The organism is Flavihumibacter solisilvae (assembly GCF_000814475.1).
Lineage (GTDB): Bacteria > Bacteroidota > Bacteroidia > Chitinophagales > Chitinophagaceae > Flavihumibacter > Flavihumibacter solisilvae.
On the sequence record NZ_JSVC01000027.1, the window covers coordinates 180,854 to 198,125 of the forward strand.

Genomic DNA, 17,272 nt, shown 5'->3' on the forward strand with positions numbered 1-17,272 from the left:
CAACAATCTACAAACAAAAAGAGGTCATTCATTCAAATGACCTCTTTTTTATACATGAAATAAGAATTAGTAACCGGGGTTCTGAACCAGGTTCGGATTCGCTGCGAGCGAACGGTTTGGAATCGGGAACAGCAGCCTTTCGGGGCCGGAAGCACCTTTTTCCTGCCATGCGTCGAGGAATTTTCCGAAGCGGACCAGGTCATTCCTTCTCCAACCTTCCCAGTACAGTTCGCGGCTTCTTTCATCGAGCAGCTGGTTCAGGTCAACTGAGCCCAGTGTGGAAGCGCCACGGATAGTACGTAACTGGTTAACGAGAGTCAGTGCACCTGCAGCATCATTGGTACGCAGCAGTGCTTCGGCTTTCATCAGCAGTACGTCTGCATAACGGAAGTAAACGAAGTCGTTGTTCACGTTATCACCGGAACCATAATCGATCGGATACTTAATAACGCGGATACCAGTTACCTCCAGGTTGTTACCTGTTTCTTTCAGTTTTACTTCGCGGGTGAACGCAAGCGGGTTGTTTTTCCTGTCTTTCAGCGCTACACCATTCTGGTCGTATTGCTGGCCTTCCAGCAAACCGACGCGAATACCTGATACGTTTGTTACACCAGTATAGCTTGCTCCCCTGCGGGTATCGGTTGCTTCAAACTTGTCATAGAAATCACTGAGGGTAGTGAAACCATTCCATCCGCTTGGGTTGTTGTTGTAGTGCAGTGTACAGAACCAGTAGAAACGTACGTTACCGCTGCTGGAACCACCCCTGTTTTCGCCAGTCCAGATGTTTTCTTTGGAGATCGCATCGTTCGTTGGCGCGAAGTTATCGTAAAAGTTAGCCTGCAGCTGGTATTTACCGCTGTTGATCATCTGGTCGGCATAAGTAATCACCTGTTGCATATCGGCTGCATCGAAAGAAGGGCTCGCGCGGTTTGCATAAACACCTTTGTTGAGGTAACACTTCATGAGGAGTGTTCTTGCGGCATCCTTGTTTGCGAGATAAGCAGGTCCATCCGGAAGGTCCGGGATGATTGCTGTCAGCTCACTGATGATCCAGTCGAGTGCTTCCGAACCTTTTCTCACCTGTGGCAGGTCGGCAAGGTCACCACCTGGCTCCCTGTAAGGTACCTGGTCCCATCCGTCGAGCCATGTAAAGCTTGCAAAAGCGCGCAGGTAGCGGGCCTGTGAAGCCTGGGAAGCGGGCGGGTTGAATTTCAACAGGTCGGTAGTAGCAAATACCACCCTACCTACGTTACGATAAGCATCTGCAAGGAAGCTATGGTCAGCGTCCCACTGATGGCTGTGCAGTACGCGCCATACACCGTTATCGTCCCAGTCACCACCTCTTGTTGGTCCGATTGTTTCGTCGGTAGTATGCTGACCGGCAGCCCACACCTGTGACTGATCCTGGTAAGGGTTACGCATTGCAATATAGGCGCCTTCCAGCAGAGCAGATACGTCGGGGTTTGCACCGCCGAACAACTGGTCAGCCTGGTCGCCTGTTATAGCGGAATCCACATCCTCATCCAGTTTTGTACAACTGAATAGGAAGGATGAAAGAATTATTGCCGTTAAGATTGATTTACAATTCATATGGCTGGAATTTTTTAATTAGAATGAAAAGTTTACCCCTAAAATAATATTCCTTGCAGTCGGGTACGGAGCATACTCAATACCAAATGAAGGACGACCAGCAACGTTCTTATCTACGTTTACTTCAGGATCAAATCCTGAGAAGCCAGTTATTACAAACAGGTTCTGACCAGTGAGATAGATGTTTGAGTTCTTGAAAACAGATCCCACATTACCCAGGGCATAGCTCAGGGTAGCGTTGGAGAGCTTCATGTAATCACCTTTCTCGAGGTAACGTGAAGACGCTGTGATCGGGCTTGAAGTAGCTTCGAGCGGATTGAGATCCATCAGGTCTTTGGAGATATTCCTGTTACCCAGGTTGCTTATCGGCAGAACTGTGTTTGCCGTGTTATTATACAACTCATGACCAAATGCACCGTTCATGCTGATTTCCAGGTTGAACTTCTTGTAACGCAGATTGGTAGTGATACCAAGCAGAACATCCGGGTTCGGATCGCCGAGGTACCATTTTGTAGCGCCACCATCTTTCAGGATAGCCTGGCCGTCTTTATCAATTCCCTGGAATTCGCGAACATAGTAAACGTTCAGCGGCTGGTCATTCACGAAACGCTGAATGGTAGTACCGGAGATACCCTGACCGTGCAGACCACCTGTCGGAATTACGATCTGACCAAAATCAGTAAGCTTGTTATCGAGGAAGGTTGCATTTGCACCGATATCCCAGCTGAAGTCCTTGTTGCTGAACACCAGTACATTCAATGCGGCTTCTACACCACTGTTGATGATCTGACCGGGAAGGTTAACCCAGGTTGCTGCATTACCAACTGGAACCGGGTCAGCCAGGTCACGGTCGAACAGGATATCTTTTGTCTTTTTGTTGAAGTATTCTACTGAACCGTAAACACGTCCTTTAGAGATAGAGAAGTCAACACCCGCATTGATCACTGTAGAGGTTTCCCATTTCAGGTCCTTATTTTCCAGTGTATAACGGTTGAATGACTGCTGACCAGCTGTGTAAATTTCCTGTGAAGCAAATGCAGGGAATTCCTGGTTACCGGTCTGTCCCCAGCTACCCCTGATCCTCAACTGGTCGAATATGCTGCTTCCTTTCATGAACTCTTCGTTGTGCATGTTCCATGCAAGTGCGAGTGAAGGGAAGTAACCATATTGGTTGTTCTCACCGAATTTGCTGGAACCGTCAGCACGGAAAGTTCCGGTGAACAGGTACCTGTCTTTGAAGTTCAGGATCACCCTGCCGAAGTATGACTGCAGTTCAGAAGTTCCGTCGTAAGAATAAATCTGGCGGGAACCCTGTGTAGTATACTGCATGTAGTTATAATAAGGAGTCGACACGTTCGCGAAGTCCTGCCCGAACTGGCCTTCACCCCTGTTTACGAACTTCATGTACTCATAACCCGCAAGAGCAGTAAGTGTCAGGTTATTTTCAAATGTTTTCGTATAGTTCAGGGTGTGCGTAAGTTGTGTGGTAGTTAATGAACCGTTCGCGATATTGGCCAGGCCACGTCCCTGTACACCATCGAGGTTAATCCAGCTCCTAAGCTGGTTCTTACGGTTGCTCACCTGGTGGTTAATTGAATACAGGAAGCGATAATCGAGGCCTTCGGTGATTTTGTAAGAAGGTGCTATGTAAGCGAGAATGTTTGAAGTATTGGAGATATCATCATACGCTTCTGACATTGCCAGCGGGTTGATGGCAGTATTACCAAATTGTGGAATGATATAGATGGAATCACCTGTAGCTGTTTTCTTCATGAGCGGGTGCGTGGGGTTCCACTGCAGCGCCTGGCTTACGAGGCTTCCGGTAAATCCGGCATCGTTTGAAACCGGTACTGCATTCTCCGTATTGTGCCCTACAGTAACGTTGAAATCAAGTCCCAGTTTCTTGCTCTGGAGGAACTTGAAAGAACCATTCATTCCCGCAGTGTACTTTTTAAAGTCGGATTTCAGGAGGATACCTTCCTGGTTGAAATAGCTCGCAGAAATGCGATACTTACCATTTTCGTTACCACCTGAAACACCAACACTGTAGTTCTGAGTGATCGCATTGCGTGTAATAGCATCCATGGCGTCAACGTTGGAGCCATAGTCGCCGGAAGTGAGGTTGTATTTAGACAATGCATCCCTGTATTCATTTCCGTCGAGCACATCGAGCTGCTTCATAATGCTGCTCACACCTACAGAGGCATTTACATCAACACGCTGACCACTGGCAGTACCCTTTTTGGTAGTAATGATGATTACACCGTTGGAACCGCGGGATCCGTAAATAGCGGCCGCAGAAGCGTCTTTCAACACTTCCATGGACTGAATGTCGTTGTTGTTGATAAAGTTCAAAGGGTTAGTTGTAGGCAGGTTACCTACGCCACCTGCGTTTACTCCCGGTCTTGCTGTACGTCCGTCGAGTGCAACTCCGTCAACTACGTACAACGGCTGGTTACCTGAACGGATAGAGGCGTTACCCCTGATACGAACAGTTGTGGCGCCGCCGGGTGCACCACTGTTGTTAAGAATTTGTACACCCGCAACCTTTCCCTGGAGGAGCTGGTCGGGCGCAGTTACTACACCTTTATTAAAGTCCTTGGCTTTTACCGATGCAACGGACCCGGTAATGTCCTTTTTCCTTGCAGTACCATATCCTACCACAACCACCTCGTTAAGGTCGGCGTTCGTAGCGGTTAGTGTACTTGCAACTTCAGTCAGCCCACTGATGTTCACTTCCTTACTGCCGAAACCAACTGATGAAATCACCAGTACGGTTGCGCTTTGGGGAACTGAAATGGTGAAACGGCCGTCCGTTCCGGTCGACACGCCCTGTGTCGATCCCTTTACGGCGATCGTCGCTCCCACCACTGGTGAGCCGTCTTTTGAGTCTGTGATTTTTCCTGAGATTACCCGCTCCTGTGCCTGAACGGCAGAGCCTAGAAACAGCATAAGTAAAAGGACTGATAGCCCCCTTACCCAACGTGGCAATGCAGCAATCATAATTGTTGAGTTTTGGTTTTGGTTTTCGTGACGGTTTATAAAAAGTTTATATAGTCTTTTTTGCAACTCCCTCACTTGCTCTTTCGAGCTCAACCCCCCGTTGATTTTCAGCATCTAATCAGCCGCTTGCTCACCAGTATTTCAACTTCAAAGGCACTGTAAAAAAGTCAAACGCTGCTTGACTTTCACATAATCAGCATACCTGAATCATGCACAATGACTGCCCACGCAATCGATTGTGTGTACAAAGTACATATTTTTATGCAAACATAGATTTTTTTGCTTTTTAACAAAGTTTTTTTTGGACGCTTAAATAATTAACTATCAATGGTTCTGCGCTTATCTTGATCCAAAATTCCCCGCAAACCACTACGATTGGTGTTCCAACACGCCCGCAAAAGCTTCCATATATTCTATCACGTCTTCGCGCCGGTTTTTCTTCAGCCAGCGGAAGCCCCCCGGAAGTGCCTGCAGCACCTCGCGGTCTTCGAGATATTCAAGATTATGGATGTCGACAGGGGTGAGCCCGATCAGCTCCAGTTTGTGCATGAGCAGGCTGTGTGGGGCATTGGTGACGCCGCAATAAGAGTCTGCGATCTCGGACCATTCGCCTGTGCCGTGATGCGCATAAGCCAGGATCTCCTCTTTACTGAGATTTGTAACCACCTGGATGAGGTTTCCGCAATTGCAGCCGCCATGGTGCCCCCAGGCATAGTATACGCCTCCCCTGAGCCTGCGCGCTGTTTCCCGCAGCGCACCGATCAGTTCGGGATTGGGATGGGCCATACGAGGTTTTGTTACTTGAATTTCCCACTCCTTTCCGCCCCGGCCAAACCTTGTTTAAACTTTGCTGCGCCATTCATAAGCAATTTCGAACGGTGATGAATTCCTGCGGCCAAAATAAAACCGGCTGCCCCTAACTTTAAGGATTAAACAGCTGAAAATATGAAAGCCCTTCTAACCGCGCTTGCCCTGGCATCCGGCATCGGACTCGCCAGTGCCCAGGAAGCCCCCCTGTGGTTGCGATACCCTGCGATAAGTCCCGACGGCAAAACCGTTGCCTTCGGTTATAAAGGCGACATCTACCGTGTTGACGCAGCCGGTGGTGTGGCCGTTCCGTTAACGATCCACGAAGCGCATGATATGATGCCCGTGTGGAGCCGCGACGGCAAGACAATCGCTTTTGCGTCTGACCGACATGGTAATTTCGACGTGTATACGATGCCCGCAACAGGCGGCACGCCGACCCGGCTGACATACAACAGTTCGCCGGACTACCCCTACGATTTTTCGCCCGATGGCCGCCAGGTGATCTTCGGCAGTGCCCGGAGCATCCCTGAAAAGAATGTCCGCTTTTACAGTCCGCGCCTGTTCCTGAACCTGTACAGTGTTCCGGTTACGGGTGGACGCAGTATCCTGATCACCAGCGCCGGTATGGAAAATGCCCATTACAACAGTAAGGGCACGCAGATCGTGTTCCAGGACCGGAAAGGTTATGAGGATGCCTGGCGGAAGCACCACAATTCTGCGGTTACCCGCGACATCTGGATCATGGATGTGGCTTCCAATACCTATCGCCAGGTGAGTGGCTATGAGGGTGAGGACCGCGAGCCGGTATTCAGCAATGACGACCAGTTTGTGTATTACCTGAGCGAGAAGAATGGCAACCAGAATATTTACAAGGCGCCGGTGAAGAATAAGATGGCCGAGCAGCAGCTGACGAAGCTTACCACGCACCCCGTGCGTCACCTGAGCATCAGCGATAAGAACACGCTCTGTTATTCCTATAACGGTGAGGTTTATACGCTCGCAGACGGTGCCGCACCGAAGAAGCTGGATGTGAAGATCTATAATGACGGTCGCGCCGGGGTGGAAAAGAACGTATCTATCAATGGTAACGTGACCGAGTTTGCGATCTCACCCAATGGAAAAGAGATCGCTTTCATTACGCGCGGGGAGATCTTCGTAACCAGTGTGGAAGGCACGCAGACGAAAAGGATCACCAATACACCGCAGCAGGAAAGAATGGTGGAATGGAGTCCGGATGGCCGCAGTATAATCTATGCGGCAGAGCGGAACGACAACTGGGACATCTTCCGTTCAACCATTACCCGCAAGGAGGAGCCATATTTCTATGCTTCAACCATTATTACAGAAGAACCGGTGATCGCAACTGCGGAAGAGGAATACCAGCCAAAGTATTCCCCTGACGGTAAAGAGGTAGCTTATGTTGCAGAAAGGAATATCCTGAAAGTATATAATGTGGCGTCAAAGAAGACCCGCGTACTGTTGCCGGAAGGCCGGAACTATTCATACGCCGACGGCGACTGGAATTTCAACTGGAGCCCCGACGGCAAGTGGATCATCTCCGATGATGGCGAAGGCAACTGGTTCACCGGCAATGCAGCCATGATCAAATCCGATGGCTCTAACGGCATTGTACACCCGATGAAAAGCGGTTTCGGCCAGGGCAACTTGAAATGGAGCATGGACGGGAAGGTGATCACCTGGACCAGCTCGAAGGAAGGCCGGAAGTCGCTCGCCATGCAGGGCAGCCGCGAGGTTGACATTTATGCCGGTTTCCTTGACCAGGAGCTGTACGACAAGTTCAAGCTGAACAAGGAAGAATATGCATTGCTGAAAGAGAAGGAAGAGAAAGACAAAAAGGAAAAAGAAGAGAAGGAAAAGGCTGCAGCAGACGCGGCGGCAGCGGCAACTAATGGATCAAAAAACGGGAAGGATAAAAAGGCACCCGCTGCACAGGCTGTGCCCAAAGTACCCTTTACACCACTGCTCGACAACCTCGAGAACCGGGTGGCAAGGCTTACCATTAACTCCTCTTCCATTGCCGATTACGCCATTACGCCCGACGGCAGCAAGATCTATTACCTGGCTTCCTTCGAAAAAGGCTATGACCTGTGGGTAACGGAACCGCGTACGCGTGAAACCAAGATCCTCGCTAAGCTCGGTGGCACGCCGAGTGGCATTGAAATGAGCAAGGATGGCAAGACGCTGTTCGTGACGAACCGCGGTTCACTGGTAAAAGTGGATGACCAGGGCAAGATCAGCCCGATCGGCATCAATGGTGAAATGGTACTGAACGCGGAGAAAGAGCGCGCATATATTTATGACCATACCTGGAGGCAGGTACAGAAGAAATTCTATGACCCCAAACTGCACGGACTCGACTGGAAAGGACTGAAGGCTGACTACGCCAAGTTCCTTCCCCATATCAGCAACAACTACGATTACCAGGAGCTGCTGAGCGAGTTGCTGGGTGAGTTGAATGCATCGCATACGGGCGGACGTTATTCCCCCAAAATGGATAACCCCGACCAGACTGCGGCGCTTGGATTGTTGTACGACGAATCCAAAGGTGGCAACGGCCTGGAGGTGACAGAAGTGCTGGAAGGCGGTCCGCTCGACAAATCAACCAACAAACTGAAAGCGGGGATGGTGATCGAAAAGATCGACGGTGAAGCCATTACCGATAAAGAAGACTGGTCGAGCCTGCTGAACAGGAAGGATGGCAAGAATACCCTGCTGAGTGTATATGACCCCGCTACGAACACGCGGTGGGACGAAACCGTTAAGCCTATTACGTTCGGTGAGGAAGCCGGCCTGATGTACAAGCGATGGGTGAAGAAGATGGAAGCGATGGTGAACAAGCTGAGCAATGGCAAAGTGGGTTATGTTCATGTGCAGGGCATGAATGACGGCAGCTTCCGGAATACTTTCGACGCTGTGCTCGGTCGCAACTTCGACAAGGAAGCGCTGATTGTTGACACGCGCTTCAATGGTGGTGGCTGGCTGCACGACGACCTGTACACTTTCCTGAGTGGCAAACGCTACCTCGACTTCGCGCCGCAGGGCAATCGCCTGAAAGATGGCGAACCCATGGGCCGCTGGGCGAAACCCAGCTGCGTGGTGATGAGCGAGAGCAACTACAGTGATGCATTCATCTTCCCTTATGTATACAAGCAGAATGGCGTAGGCAAACTGATCGGGATGCCGGTACCCGGAACAGGAACTGCAGTATGGTGGGAGCAGCAGATCGATCCCACGATCGTGTTCGGAATTCCGATGGTAGCAACTATCGGCAAGGAGAACAGGCCAACAGAAAATTTGCAGCTGGAGCCGGATATCAGGGTACCGCTGACATACGAGGACTTCCTGAATGGCCGCGATCCCCAGATTGAAACTGCGGTGAAGGAGATGCTGAAAAGCATCAGCGAGCCGAAGAAGGGGTTCTGAGTCCTGGTTTCAAAATTAGAAATTCAAAGAGGTCTCCGTTGGGGGACCTCTTTTTTTCTACTCAGCACCGACTCTTCACATCCACTTTATGTCCCCTTGATGTCGACTTGATGTTCACTCAAGGTCCACTGAAGACTTCTTCCCGGAGTTTTCACTTTTTACTTTGAAATTGATTGAAATAGAATTGAAGGAACATCGTTACTTAGCTTTGAAACTTTTTAATATGACGATACCTGTGAGAATTATTACGGTGATATTGGGATTAATGTTTCCCTGGTTATTGTCTGCCCAGACGATTACAGGTGTGTGGCGGGGTAAGATCAAGGGAGCACAGGCCGAAGTGAAGCTGGTGAAATCCGGCGACAACCTGGTTGGCGTAGCCTATTACTACCAGAATAAGAACAGGTATAAGCGATATAGTGTAAAGGGCCATTTTGATCCCAATACCAATGCGGTGATCTGGTGGGACGAGCTGCTGCTGGAGGAAATGACCAAATCGCGCCCATTGCCCTTTTCGGCTGACCCCGAGGCCCAGCTGATGGTTGCGGATTTTAACTGTCCGGGTGCCGATGAAATGTACCTCGACGGAACGAGCAGTTCCCGCGACAACAAGCAGAAGCAAAACGGCAATGTTCACCTGGTGAAGATGGACAAGCCATTGTTCCGCGACGAATGGGATTTTATCATTGACAATTACTTCGTGGGGGGTAATGACCCGCAGCTGATCGATAGTGTTCGCCTGGTGGCGGTTGCGCCAATGCCAGAGGAGCCAATGGGTACACCAGAGGCGTCCCCTGCGCGCCCGCCGTTAACGGCCCACCAGCCGGCTACCGTGCCAGCTGTTACGGCTCCCGGATCGGGCCAGCCTTCGGCTTCCATTCCACCCGCTGCGACCTCTGAACCGGTAGCAGCCTCAGCGCCGCCAGTGACCGCTCCTGTGACTGCTCCCGTGACCCCTCCCACTGTAAAAGCGGCTCCCCCCGCCAACGAAATAAAGTTCAGTTCCCGCAAGAATGTACTGCAGACGGTGATTCCCATTACCGCCAAAACCATTGAGCTCCGTTTTTACGACAATGCGCAGGTGGATGGTGATTCGATAGCCCTTTTCCTCAATGGGAAAATGCTGCTGCAACATATACGCCTGACCGAACAGCCCTATATCGTTAAGCTGGACGCTTCCGAGCTTGGCGATGACAATGAACTGGTGATGGTAGCCGAGAACCTGGGCAGCATTCCCCCTAATACGTCGTTTATGGTAGCCGAGGTTGGCGACAAGCGCTACGAGGCCCGCCTGTTTGCGAACGAGAACAGCAGTGCGCTGATCCGGATCGTAAGGCCCGCTGCGAAGAAGGAGGAATAAGAAGCGCCGGAGTGCCGCAATTTCTAGTTTTTGTATTACGCTGGGTTTCAAAATTTTACAAAAAGTAACTAGGGAGAAGGTAGGGACAAGCTTAGGAATAAGTTTGGTTTGCTTCCCTGTATCTTCCGTGTAAGCTGGCCGTTAGCTGGCCTGATGGTGCGATGACGCCGTTTCAGCTGTTAAAAAATCGGGAAAATTTGGTTTTAAGGTGGATAAAAGCATTTCATATCAAGGAAAAAAATATAAGACGAAACGCTATTCCAACAGTTGCAGGAACCCCTGCTTTATTATATTTTTTCGCCCGGAATCTATTTGCAACCTTATCCTCTTCACTCTCCTGCCCTACGGGCATGTTGTGACTCAGGCTGCGAAGCGCTGTCCACAAAACTGCGTCTAAATCCCCTAAACCAAATGTATGTTTTCACCTAAAGCTATCCGGATCGCGTCCATTATTGCTTTATTGCTTTCCGTAACAGGCTTGCTACTGTGCATCCTGCTATTTAATTATTCCGGAGCCTCGGCGGCAATGGGCATTATCTCCTGGAGTCTTTTAATCTGGGCCTCTGTGATCGGCCTGCAGTTGAGCCGGTATAAGTTGTATGAAGACGAATACCGGAAAGTGGCTATCCGCATTTATGCCATTATCGGCTGCTTCCTTTTGTTTCTTTTCGTAGGAATAATCGTTGGGCTAGTGATTTCAGCGATCATTTTATCCATGCTCTGGGCCTTAAAAAGCAATTACGATGACTGGGTCCCATCAGAACAGGAAAACACTCCAGAAGCTGAATAACCAATCATTATCACCGACTATGAAAAAAACTGTCTTAGCGCTGCTTGGATCCTGCATTACGGCATTGACTTTCGGCCAGGCGGAAATCAACCAGAAGCTAATTGAACTTGGCAAGACTTACAAAGACTTTATGTTCCGCAATACAGCAACAAAAGAAGTTTTAAAAGACGCCAAAGCAAATGTTCCGGAAAGCCTGGTCTATTCGACTGACTTTATTGTTCAGACCATCACGACAAAAAACAAGTTATTATCACAACAGTACCTGACACGGCCTGATGACCAGACCCTGAGACAAATATTTATCATCAGGGCCATCAACCACAACCTGCGGGAAGAAAACCAGATTGACAATAATAAACTCATTGACAGCCTTAACGCTGCGGAGATCCCGGCTTATGAACTGGTTGACAATTATTACGGCATGCTGTTTACGGCAGTAGGCAACAAGAATCAACCCTTTAATCTTGCAAAAGTTGATTTCAAACTCAAGGACTACAAATTCAAAGACGAAACGGAAAAAGGAATCTTCTTTTTACGCTGCATGAAAGATTGCAACAGCGTGATCTGGGGATACATGAATGTTGTTAAGCCGCCTAATACCAAAAATGCCTACGAGAATATAAATAAGTTTCCTGAATTCAACGGGCAGCCCTACTATCAATATTCAGACTTCTACTTCACGGATTTTGAAATGAATATTATCAAGGACCAGGGCAGACAGAGTTATAAAAGCTATTATCTCGACAAATACTTCGAGACCCTGCTTTTCCATCTCATCTGCTTAAACCGGGAAGGCGGTTCGGAAAAGGAGAAGAACGACTTGTTGCTCGGTTCCATACTGAAAGATAGCAACCTGTATAAGTATACGAACTACCAGGACACACTAAAAGAGATCTTCAAAGTACAGAAACAGTAAACGCTGAAAAGAATAATAGAGATCACAGTGTTTGGAGAACCCAGAAAGGCCAAGTAAGATGAAGAGGCAAATTGCCTGGACGATTGTAGCAACAATATTGTTTTACATTGCTGGCAGGCTTGCATACGAGTACTTTAACCAATGGACACTTAGCCTGATTACATACTTTTCGGGAAACAGGATCTCGTTCTTTGGCAAGTTTCCTTTTTTGTTTGTAGGAGATCCGAATTTCGGGCTCATTTTTTCTTCAATACCATTGAGCATCTTTTTATGCCTTCTGGTTTTGCGAAATAGAACTTCTCCAGGATTTCGGTGGACAATTTTACTATACTTACCTGTATTAGTTCTCACCTATTTACTCAACTGCAAGCTTTTCAGTTTGCACTTGTTGACATCGGCAGATGCCTATAAGCAAGGAGAAATGCTTACCTACCCATTATGGATCATTAAGATCAATTCCCTGCTGCTTAAATCAATAATCCTGACGACAATCCTGGTGATGACCGTCAATCTAATTAAAAGGTTTAAAAGGATTGCCCAGCAACATAATTAGAATGCGATCTAAATTTAAAACCATAGTGACTGTACTTCCCTATCTCATCGTGCCATAGAAGTTGGCAAAGTATGGAATTCAACATATGAGCATTACTATAAGGATAGCTTGTCGCAACAAGACCTCTCTAACTTGATTCTTTATATCAAAATTGCGGTAAAGCGAAAATATATTCGGAAGTAGTGGCAGAAAATCAAAATGAAGCTATTCAAAGGGGAAATCCCCCGGCTGCAGTCCGGGGGGATTTCTTTAAAGGGTAATATCCATCCTACCCTCATTGCCCGGGATATCCCTGGCCGTTGCACTGACACTACCCCCTGCATATGCAGGATTATCTTCTACTGTCGTGTACGTCCATTTATTCCGGTTGATCGGGTTAAGTACTGCATTACCCACTTCGACCAATTCTCCCGTTGCCGTTCGAATGCTTATACTGACTTCAGCAATCCTGAAGTCGTCTTTTGCCTTCACAACAATAGGAGACCCTGGGAGTCCGGCATATTTGCTGACATCGATGCTTATCACCACCGGAGCTTTAAGGTAATCCCGGAAGGCCGCATTGAAAGCGGTCTTACCCGAAGGGAGGTTTCTTTCATATTCTGCCTTCAATTCAGGGTTTGCGTTTGCACCCTGGGCAAATAAAGAAGCTTCTCCGAACCGATCACGGACCCTTACCTGATTCTCAGTTGGTTCAGCGTCTTTGTCGACTTCCGGCAGACGCGTAATAAAGGTGTCGTCGCCTCTTTGTTTGTAGACGAACTGATCACCTAACTTACCGCTTGCTCCTTTCACGAGGAGATTTTTAGTAACCTTGGCCATAATTTTTCATTTAATTGAATTAAAAAATTTATTACGATAACCGCTTCAGAAGGAAGCCTGGCGGGGTCTCACCTCCCGTTTCAACTTGTGAGACGCTTCTTTAGCGGTAAATCAGGAATAACTAAAAAAACAAGAATGAATCTTACAAGCACTATTTCATAATCCGACTAAAAAAGGGAATAATCCGACCAAAAAGCGGAATAATCCGTTTTGGAGGATAGTCAAAAAAGCTGCAAAGCCGGGAAGTTGCATCCTTTATGCAGTGAAAAAACCGGCCAAAATTTCGTTTTTCCCGACCAAAATTTCGTTTTTCAATTACCCCTTCATCCACCAAGCATGTATAATCCATGTATTATCCATGTATTATCCATGTATCATCCCCTCTGAAATAGCATATTTAATACATGGTTAATACATGGTTTATGCATAGTTCAGGCAACCGCCTGGTACAGCTAAAACCTGATCGTATATCCCTGTCAGTGGTGTAATCTGCTTTCTGTAATTAAAACTCAAAAAAGAAGGAAAACACCTTTGCAGGAATGACCGGAATATTCTATTTTTTCGCCGGAATTGAACACCTTATCCTTGTCACTCCTACCCCATTATCGGTCAGGTCATGTGACTAAGGATGCGAAGCGCTGCCCGCCAGCCTGATCTTGTGTAAACGAATAACAGAGAGGAAATGGAAAAGATCGTCTTGCGGCCTTATCACCGCACCGGAAGGCTGCATATAGGCCTTTACTTCACCTTTAACGCGGAGTTGGTTAACGTGGTCCGGCAATTGCCAGATGCACGTTGGGAACCCGCGGGCCGCTGCTGGCATATTCCTTATTCGGACCATGCCTATTCCCGGTTAAAAGAGCTATTGTCCGGAAAGGCAGATCTTGACTTCGCTGCGATAGATGCTGCTTTAAGTGGGGAACTGCCCCTGTTTCCAATCCCGGCCAGCTTGTCGGCAGAGAACCGTGCTGAGTTAGACCGCTTCCTGCAGTTGCTGCAGTTGAAGGCTTATAGTCGCAATACGATCCGCACCTACCGGAACGAGGTTATCCAGTACTTTCAGCATCTTGGAGACAGGTCCGCGAAAGTCGTTTCTGTCGAAGGGGTTAAAGAATACATACACCAGGTGCTTACAGTAGAAAAGTTGAGCGAGCATACGGCCCATAGCCGGTTAAATGCATTGAAATTCTATTACGAGCAGGTATTAAGTAGGGAAAAGTTCTTCCTTGAAATTCCCAGGCCTCAGAAACCGCACCAACTGCCCAAAGTATTAAGCGAGAGGGAATTGGAGCGGATGTTCACGGCTGTACAGAATCTCAAGCACAAGGCCTTGCTATTTACTGCTTACAGTGCAGGACTGCGGGTAAGCGAAGTAGTAAATTTACGACTAAAAGATATCGACAGCGGCCGGATGCAGATCCGGGTCGAGCAATCGAAGGGGAAGAAAGACCGCTATGTAGGTTTAAGTGTATTGTTACTGGATGTGCTTCGGGCCTACCTGACCCAGGTACATCCCCGGCCCCTTGTATACCTATTCGAAGGCGACCGACCCGGACAGGCCTACACGAGCCGATCAGCGCAGGCGGTGTTTCAGCAGGCGAAAGAGCGGGCAGGCATCCTCAAATCAGTAGGATTTCATGTGTTACGCCACAGCTTTGCGACGCACCTGCTAGAGAAGGGCATAGATATCCATTATATCAAGCAGCTTCTTGGACATTTCAGTATAGAGACTACGGAGCGCTACCTACATGTGAAGAAACAGGACCTGGTGGCGATAATCAATCCACTTGATGAGTTGTTCAAAGGAAGAGAGTGGAGATGATGATTTTGGGGTTCGAGGTTAAGTCAGCAAGTGAACAGGTGAATTTCAGAGCCACCTCATTTTGTCCGAGGCCGCGCAATACAAATAGCGCATTAACCTGCCAATTTATTGACGCAACTTCGCTATGCAAATAGCGATCACCTTACAAGTTGAAAAACAAGTCCAATCGCGAATTAAAAACTTCGTACTATTCGTAAATACATTCGTTATGGCGCCAGTCGTGGGACTGTCCTTGGATCAGACCTCTGTGTAACAAAATGAATGGCGTCTCTAATACAATTATTCAGTGAATATTTTCAGCTATCAAATGCGGCAATCAATGGAATTAACTAGTAAAATTTATGTTTGCCAGGCTAGCCATCGGCGGAGCGGCTGTGAGCTTGCTCGCGAAGCGGCGACGCCCGCTGGCTAGCCAAAGCTAAAAGAAAATTGACACAGTGTTGATCCATAAATAACGGTAATTGGCGGGTGAAAACACCCTATATAAAATAGAATTATAGTTGTCCATGAATGTCACATTCCGATATAATGTACCGACTGCGGAAATGGGATTTCCGCAATCTCGGTTGGGTGTACACGGTGGATCTTGCCGATTGGCCAGCCCCCGACCGGGGACCGGTATTAAATTCTCTAAGTGTAAGACCCTGCAGCCGGCGCATAACAACATATTGGCAAAAGCGGCATATCATTGTTTTAAATAAAAGACTCAGCGGCCGCCTTCGCCAATACCTTAACGTTGTAGGCAATTTAAATGACCCGTATGCAGACTGTAGGCCAATATCAAATAGAAATCTATCGCGACGAGACTTTCGACAAACATTCCAATGACAACGTTCATTTATACGATCATGTACATTTCAAAAAAGACAACTATGTATTTCCTACAATGATAGGTGTCAAGGTATTCAAGGGAAATAATTTAATACAAAGCGCCATTATTGGCTCTATTGGTGGCGGGACTGGTATTCATAGCACGTCTGTTATTTATGAAAATGAAAGACTATTAATTTGTTGTTCTGACAGTATATTTTGCTTGTCGATTCCAGACCTAATATTACTATGGCAAACACGGGCAGACCAAGCAACTTGTTTTGAAATTTACAAATATCAAGATAATTACATTGTTCATGGCGAATTAGAAATATCCAGACTCGACGTAGATGGTAAAATACTTTGGCAAAGAAGCGGAGCAGATATATTTACAACAATAAGTGGAGAACAGGCATTTAAACTGACTGACAATTTAATCATAGCAAAAGACTTCGAAGATCGAGTTTATAAATTCGACTACGATGGAAATGAGTTGACAGATATGTCTCAGTTTTCATAAAAATAACTAGTAAAAAACTGCCTACAACATGGTATTGGCAAAAGCGGGCTGCCAACAACCAGGCGAATTTTCAAGGATCTAAGCGCCCGCCTTCGCCAATCCCTAAACGTTAGCACCAATACAATGCCCCACATTCGAGCACTCATCATATTCTTCCTGATTCCTAAGATTGGACTCAGTCAATTTGTATTAAGTAAATTCAATCCAGATACTCTAGGCAAGAAATCAATAATTAGTGGTCAACCAATCTATACTATCAAATGGAAAGACAAATTGGGTGACAATTTTATCATACTTACAGAAGGAAAAGAAGTGAATGTTGATCCGATGAAAGCGCCCGCTACTATGAATGATGATGACGTACACAAAAACAAGAGCCTTTATGCATTTCATCTAGTAAACGGAGATTCAGTTCTCTGGAAATTAACTGACTTTGAGAAATTATGTCCATTTGATGTTATTGCAGAATTTCGTGACGGTTCAACAAGAATTACTGACATCGACAAAAACGGTATTGCAGAAACCTGGATAATGTATTCAACAACTTGCGCTAGTGATGTTAGTCCAAGAACATTAAAATTAATTTTGCATCAAGGTTCAAATAAATATGCAATTCGAGGCACGTCTCAACCATCTACTAGTATGGAGGATAAAGAATATGGTGGCAAGTTTGTTCCTGATCATTCCTTCCAGACTTTGCCAAAATCGTTTTTGAAATATGCCCAAGAACTGTGGTCACAATACTTATATGACTATTAAAAAGTACTGGTGCTAACATGGTATCCTATGTATAACGACCTTAGAGTGGACGAAAAAACCACCACAATTTTCTTTT

General features: G+C 47.2%; 11 protein-coding genes. 7 read left to right on the top strand and 4 right to left on the bottom strand.

Features of this window, described 5'->3' with window-relative positions; genetic code table 11:
• Positions 1-66: 66 nt before the first annotated feature.
• The 3 genes from OI18_RS20965 to OI18_RS20975 form a co-directional block, all read right to left on the bottom strand.
• Positions 67-1,590 (bottom strand): RagB/SusD family nutrient uptake outer membrane protein, encoded by a 1,524-nt coding sequence (locus tag OI18_RS20965; protein WP_039143634.1) that lies wholly within the window; start codon positions 1,588-1,590, stop codon positions 67-69.
• Positions 1,591-1,608: 18 nt separating this feature from the next.
• Positions 1,609-4,593 (bottom strand): SusC/RagA family TonB-linked outer membrane protein, encoded by a 2,985-nt coding sequence (locus tag OI18_RS20970; protein WP_039143705.1) that lies wholly within the window; start codon positions 4,591-4,593, stop codon positions 1,609-1,611.
• 369 nt (positions 4,594-4,962) lie between these two features.
• On the bottom strand, positions 4,963-5,379 hold the full coding sequence (locus OI18_RS20975; RefSeq protein ID WP_052273453.1) for a hypothetical protein: 417 nt from the start codon (positions 5,377-5,379) through the stop codon (positions 4,963-4,965).
• 159 nt (positions 5,380-5,538) lie between these two features.
• Here OI18_RS20975 and OI18_RS20980 point away from each other — a divergent pair, with 159 nt between their 5' ends.
• The 4 genes from OI18_RS20980 (at position 5,539) to OI18_RS20995 (ending at position 11,913) form a co-directional block, all read left to right on the top strand.
• A complete protein-coding gene (locus tag OI18_RS20980; RefSeq protein WP_039143635.1) occupies positions 5,539-8,847 on the top strand; it encodes a S41 family peptidase in 3,309 nt (1,102 codons plus the stop codon).
• Positions 8,848-9,070: 223 nt separating this feature from the next.
• On the top strand, positions 9,071-10,207 hold the full coding sequence (locus tag OI18_RS20985; protein WP_152616907.1) for a hypothetical protein: 1,137 nt from the start codon (positions 9,071-9,073) through the stop codon (positions 10,205-10,207).
• 415 nt (positions 10,208-10,622) lie between these two features.
• Positions 10,623-10,997: a hypothetical protein gene (locus tag OI18_RS20990; protein WP_039143639.1), complete on the top strand. Its 375-nt coding sequence runs from the start codon at positions 10,623-10,625 to the stop codon at positions 10,995-10,997.
• 19 nt (positions 10,998-11,016) lie between these two features.
• The gene (locus OI18_RS20995) at positions 11,017-11,913 is read left to right on the top strand and encodes a hypothetical protein (protein WP_039143642.1); all 897 of its coding nucleotides are present in this window, start codon (positions 11,017-11,019) and stop codon (positions 11,911-11,913) included.
• An 802-nt stretch (positions 11,914-12,715) separates the two neighbouring features.
• Here OI18_RS20995 and OI18_RS24020 read toward each other — a convergent pair.
• The gene (locus OI18_RS24020) at positions 12,716-13,285 is read right to left on the bottom strand and encodes a hypothetical protein (protein ID WP_052273454.1); all 570 of its coding nucleotides are present in this window, start codon (positions 13,283-13,285) and stop codon (positions 12,716-12,718) included.
• A 682-nt stretch (positions 13,286-13,967) separates the two neighbouring features.
• Between OI18_RS24020 and OI18_RS21005 the strand changes: the two genes are divergently transcribed.
• From OI18_RS21005 to OI18_RS21015, 3 genes are all read left to right on the top strand, one after another.
• Positions 13,968-15,107 carry a tyrosine-type recombinase/integrase gene (locus tag OI18_RS21005; protein ID WP_052273455.1) on the top strand — a complete coding sequence of 380 codons (1,140 nt, stop codon included), beginning with the start codon at positions 13,968-13,970 and terminating at the stop codon, positions 15,105-15,107.
• Positions 15,108-15,867: 760 nt separating this feature from the next.
• Positions 15,868-16,437 carry a hypothetical protein gene (locus OI18_RS21010; protein WP_205410085.1) on the top strand — a complete coding sequence of 190 codons (570 nt, stop codon included), beginning with the start codon at positions 15,868-15,870 and terminating at the stop codon, positions 16,435-16,437.
• A gap of 123 nt (positions 16,438-16,560) precedes the next feature.
• Positions 16,561-17,196 (top strand): M949_RS01915 family surface polysaccharide biosynthesis protein, encoded by a 636-nt coding sequence (locus OI18_RS21015; protein ID WP_039143645.1) that lies wholly within the window; start codon positions 16,561-16,563, stop codon positions 17,194-17,196.
• The last annotated feature ends 76 nt before the right edge of the window (positions 17,197-17,272 follow it).

Bases quoted from the DNA above. Each gene is read 5' to 3' on its own strand.
- OI18_RS20965 (WP_039143634.1), bottom strand. From the start codon at position 1,590: ATGAATTGTAAATCAATCTTAACGGCAATAATTCTTTCATCCTTCCTA.
- OI18_RS20970 (WP_039143705.1), bottom strand. From the start codon at position 4,593: ATGATTGCTGCATTGCCACGTTGGGTAAGGGGGCTATCAGTCCTTTTA.
- OI18_RS20975 (WP_052273453.1), bottom strand. From the start codon at position 5,379: ATGGCCCATCCCAATCCCGAACTGATCGGTGCGCTGCGGGAAACAGCG.
- OI18_RS20980 (WP_039143635.1), top strand. From the start codon at position 5,539: ATGAAAGCCCTTCTAACCGCGCTTGCCCTGGCATCCGGCATCGGACTC.
- OI18_RS20985 (WP_152616907.1), top strand. From the start codon at position 9,071: ATGACGATACCTGTGAGAATTATTACGGTGATATTGGGATTAATGTTT.
- OI18_RS20990 (WP_039143639.1), top strand. From the start codon at position 10,623: ATGTTTTCACCTAAAGCTATCCGGATCGCGTCCATTATTGCTTTATTG.
- OI18_RS20995 (WP_039143642.1), top strand. From the start codon at position 11,017: ATGAAAAAAACTGTCTTAGCGCTGCTTGGATCCTGCATTACGGCATTG.
- OI18_RS24020 (WP_052273454.1), bottom strand. From the start codon at position 13,285: ATGGCCAAGGTTACTAAAAATCTCCTCGTGAAAGGAGCAAGCGGTAAG.
- OI18_RS21005 (WP_052273455.1), top strand. From the start codon at position 13,968: ATGGAAAAGATCGTCTTGCGGCCTTATCACCGCACCGGAAGGCTGCAT.
- OI18_RS21010 (WP_205410085.1), top strand. From the start codon at position 15,868: ATGCAGACTGTAGGCCAATATCAAATAGAAATCTATCGCGACGAGACT.
- OI18_RS21015 (WP_039143645.1), top strand. From the start codon at position 16,561: ATGCCCCACATTCGAGCACTCATCATATTCTTCCTGATTCCTAAGATT.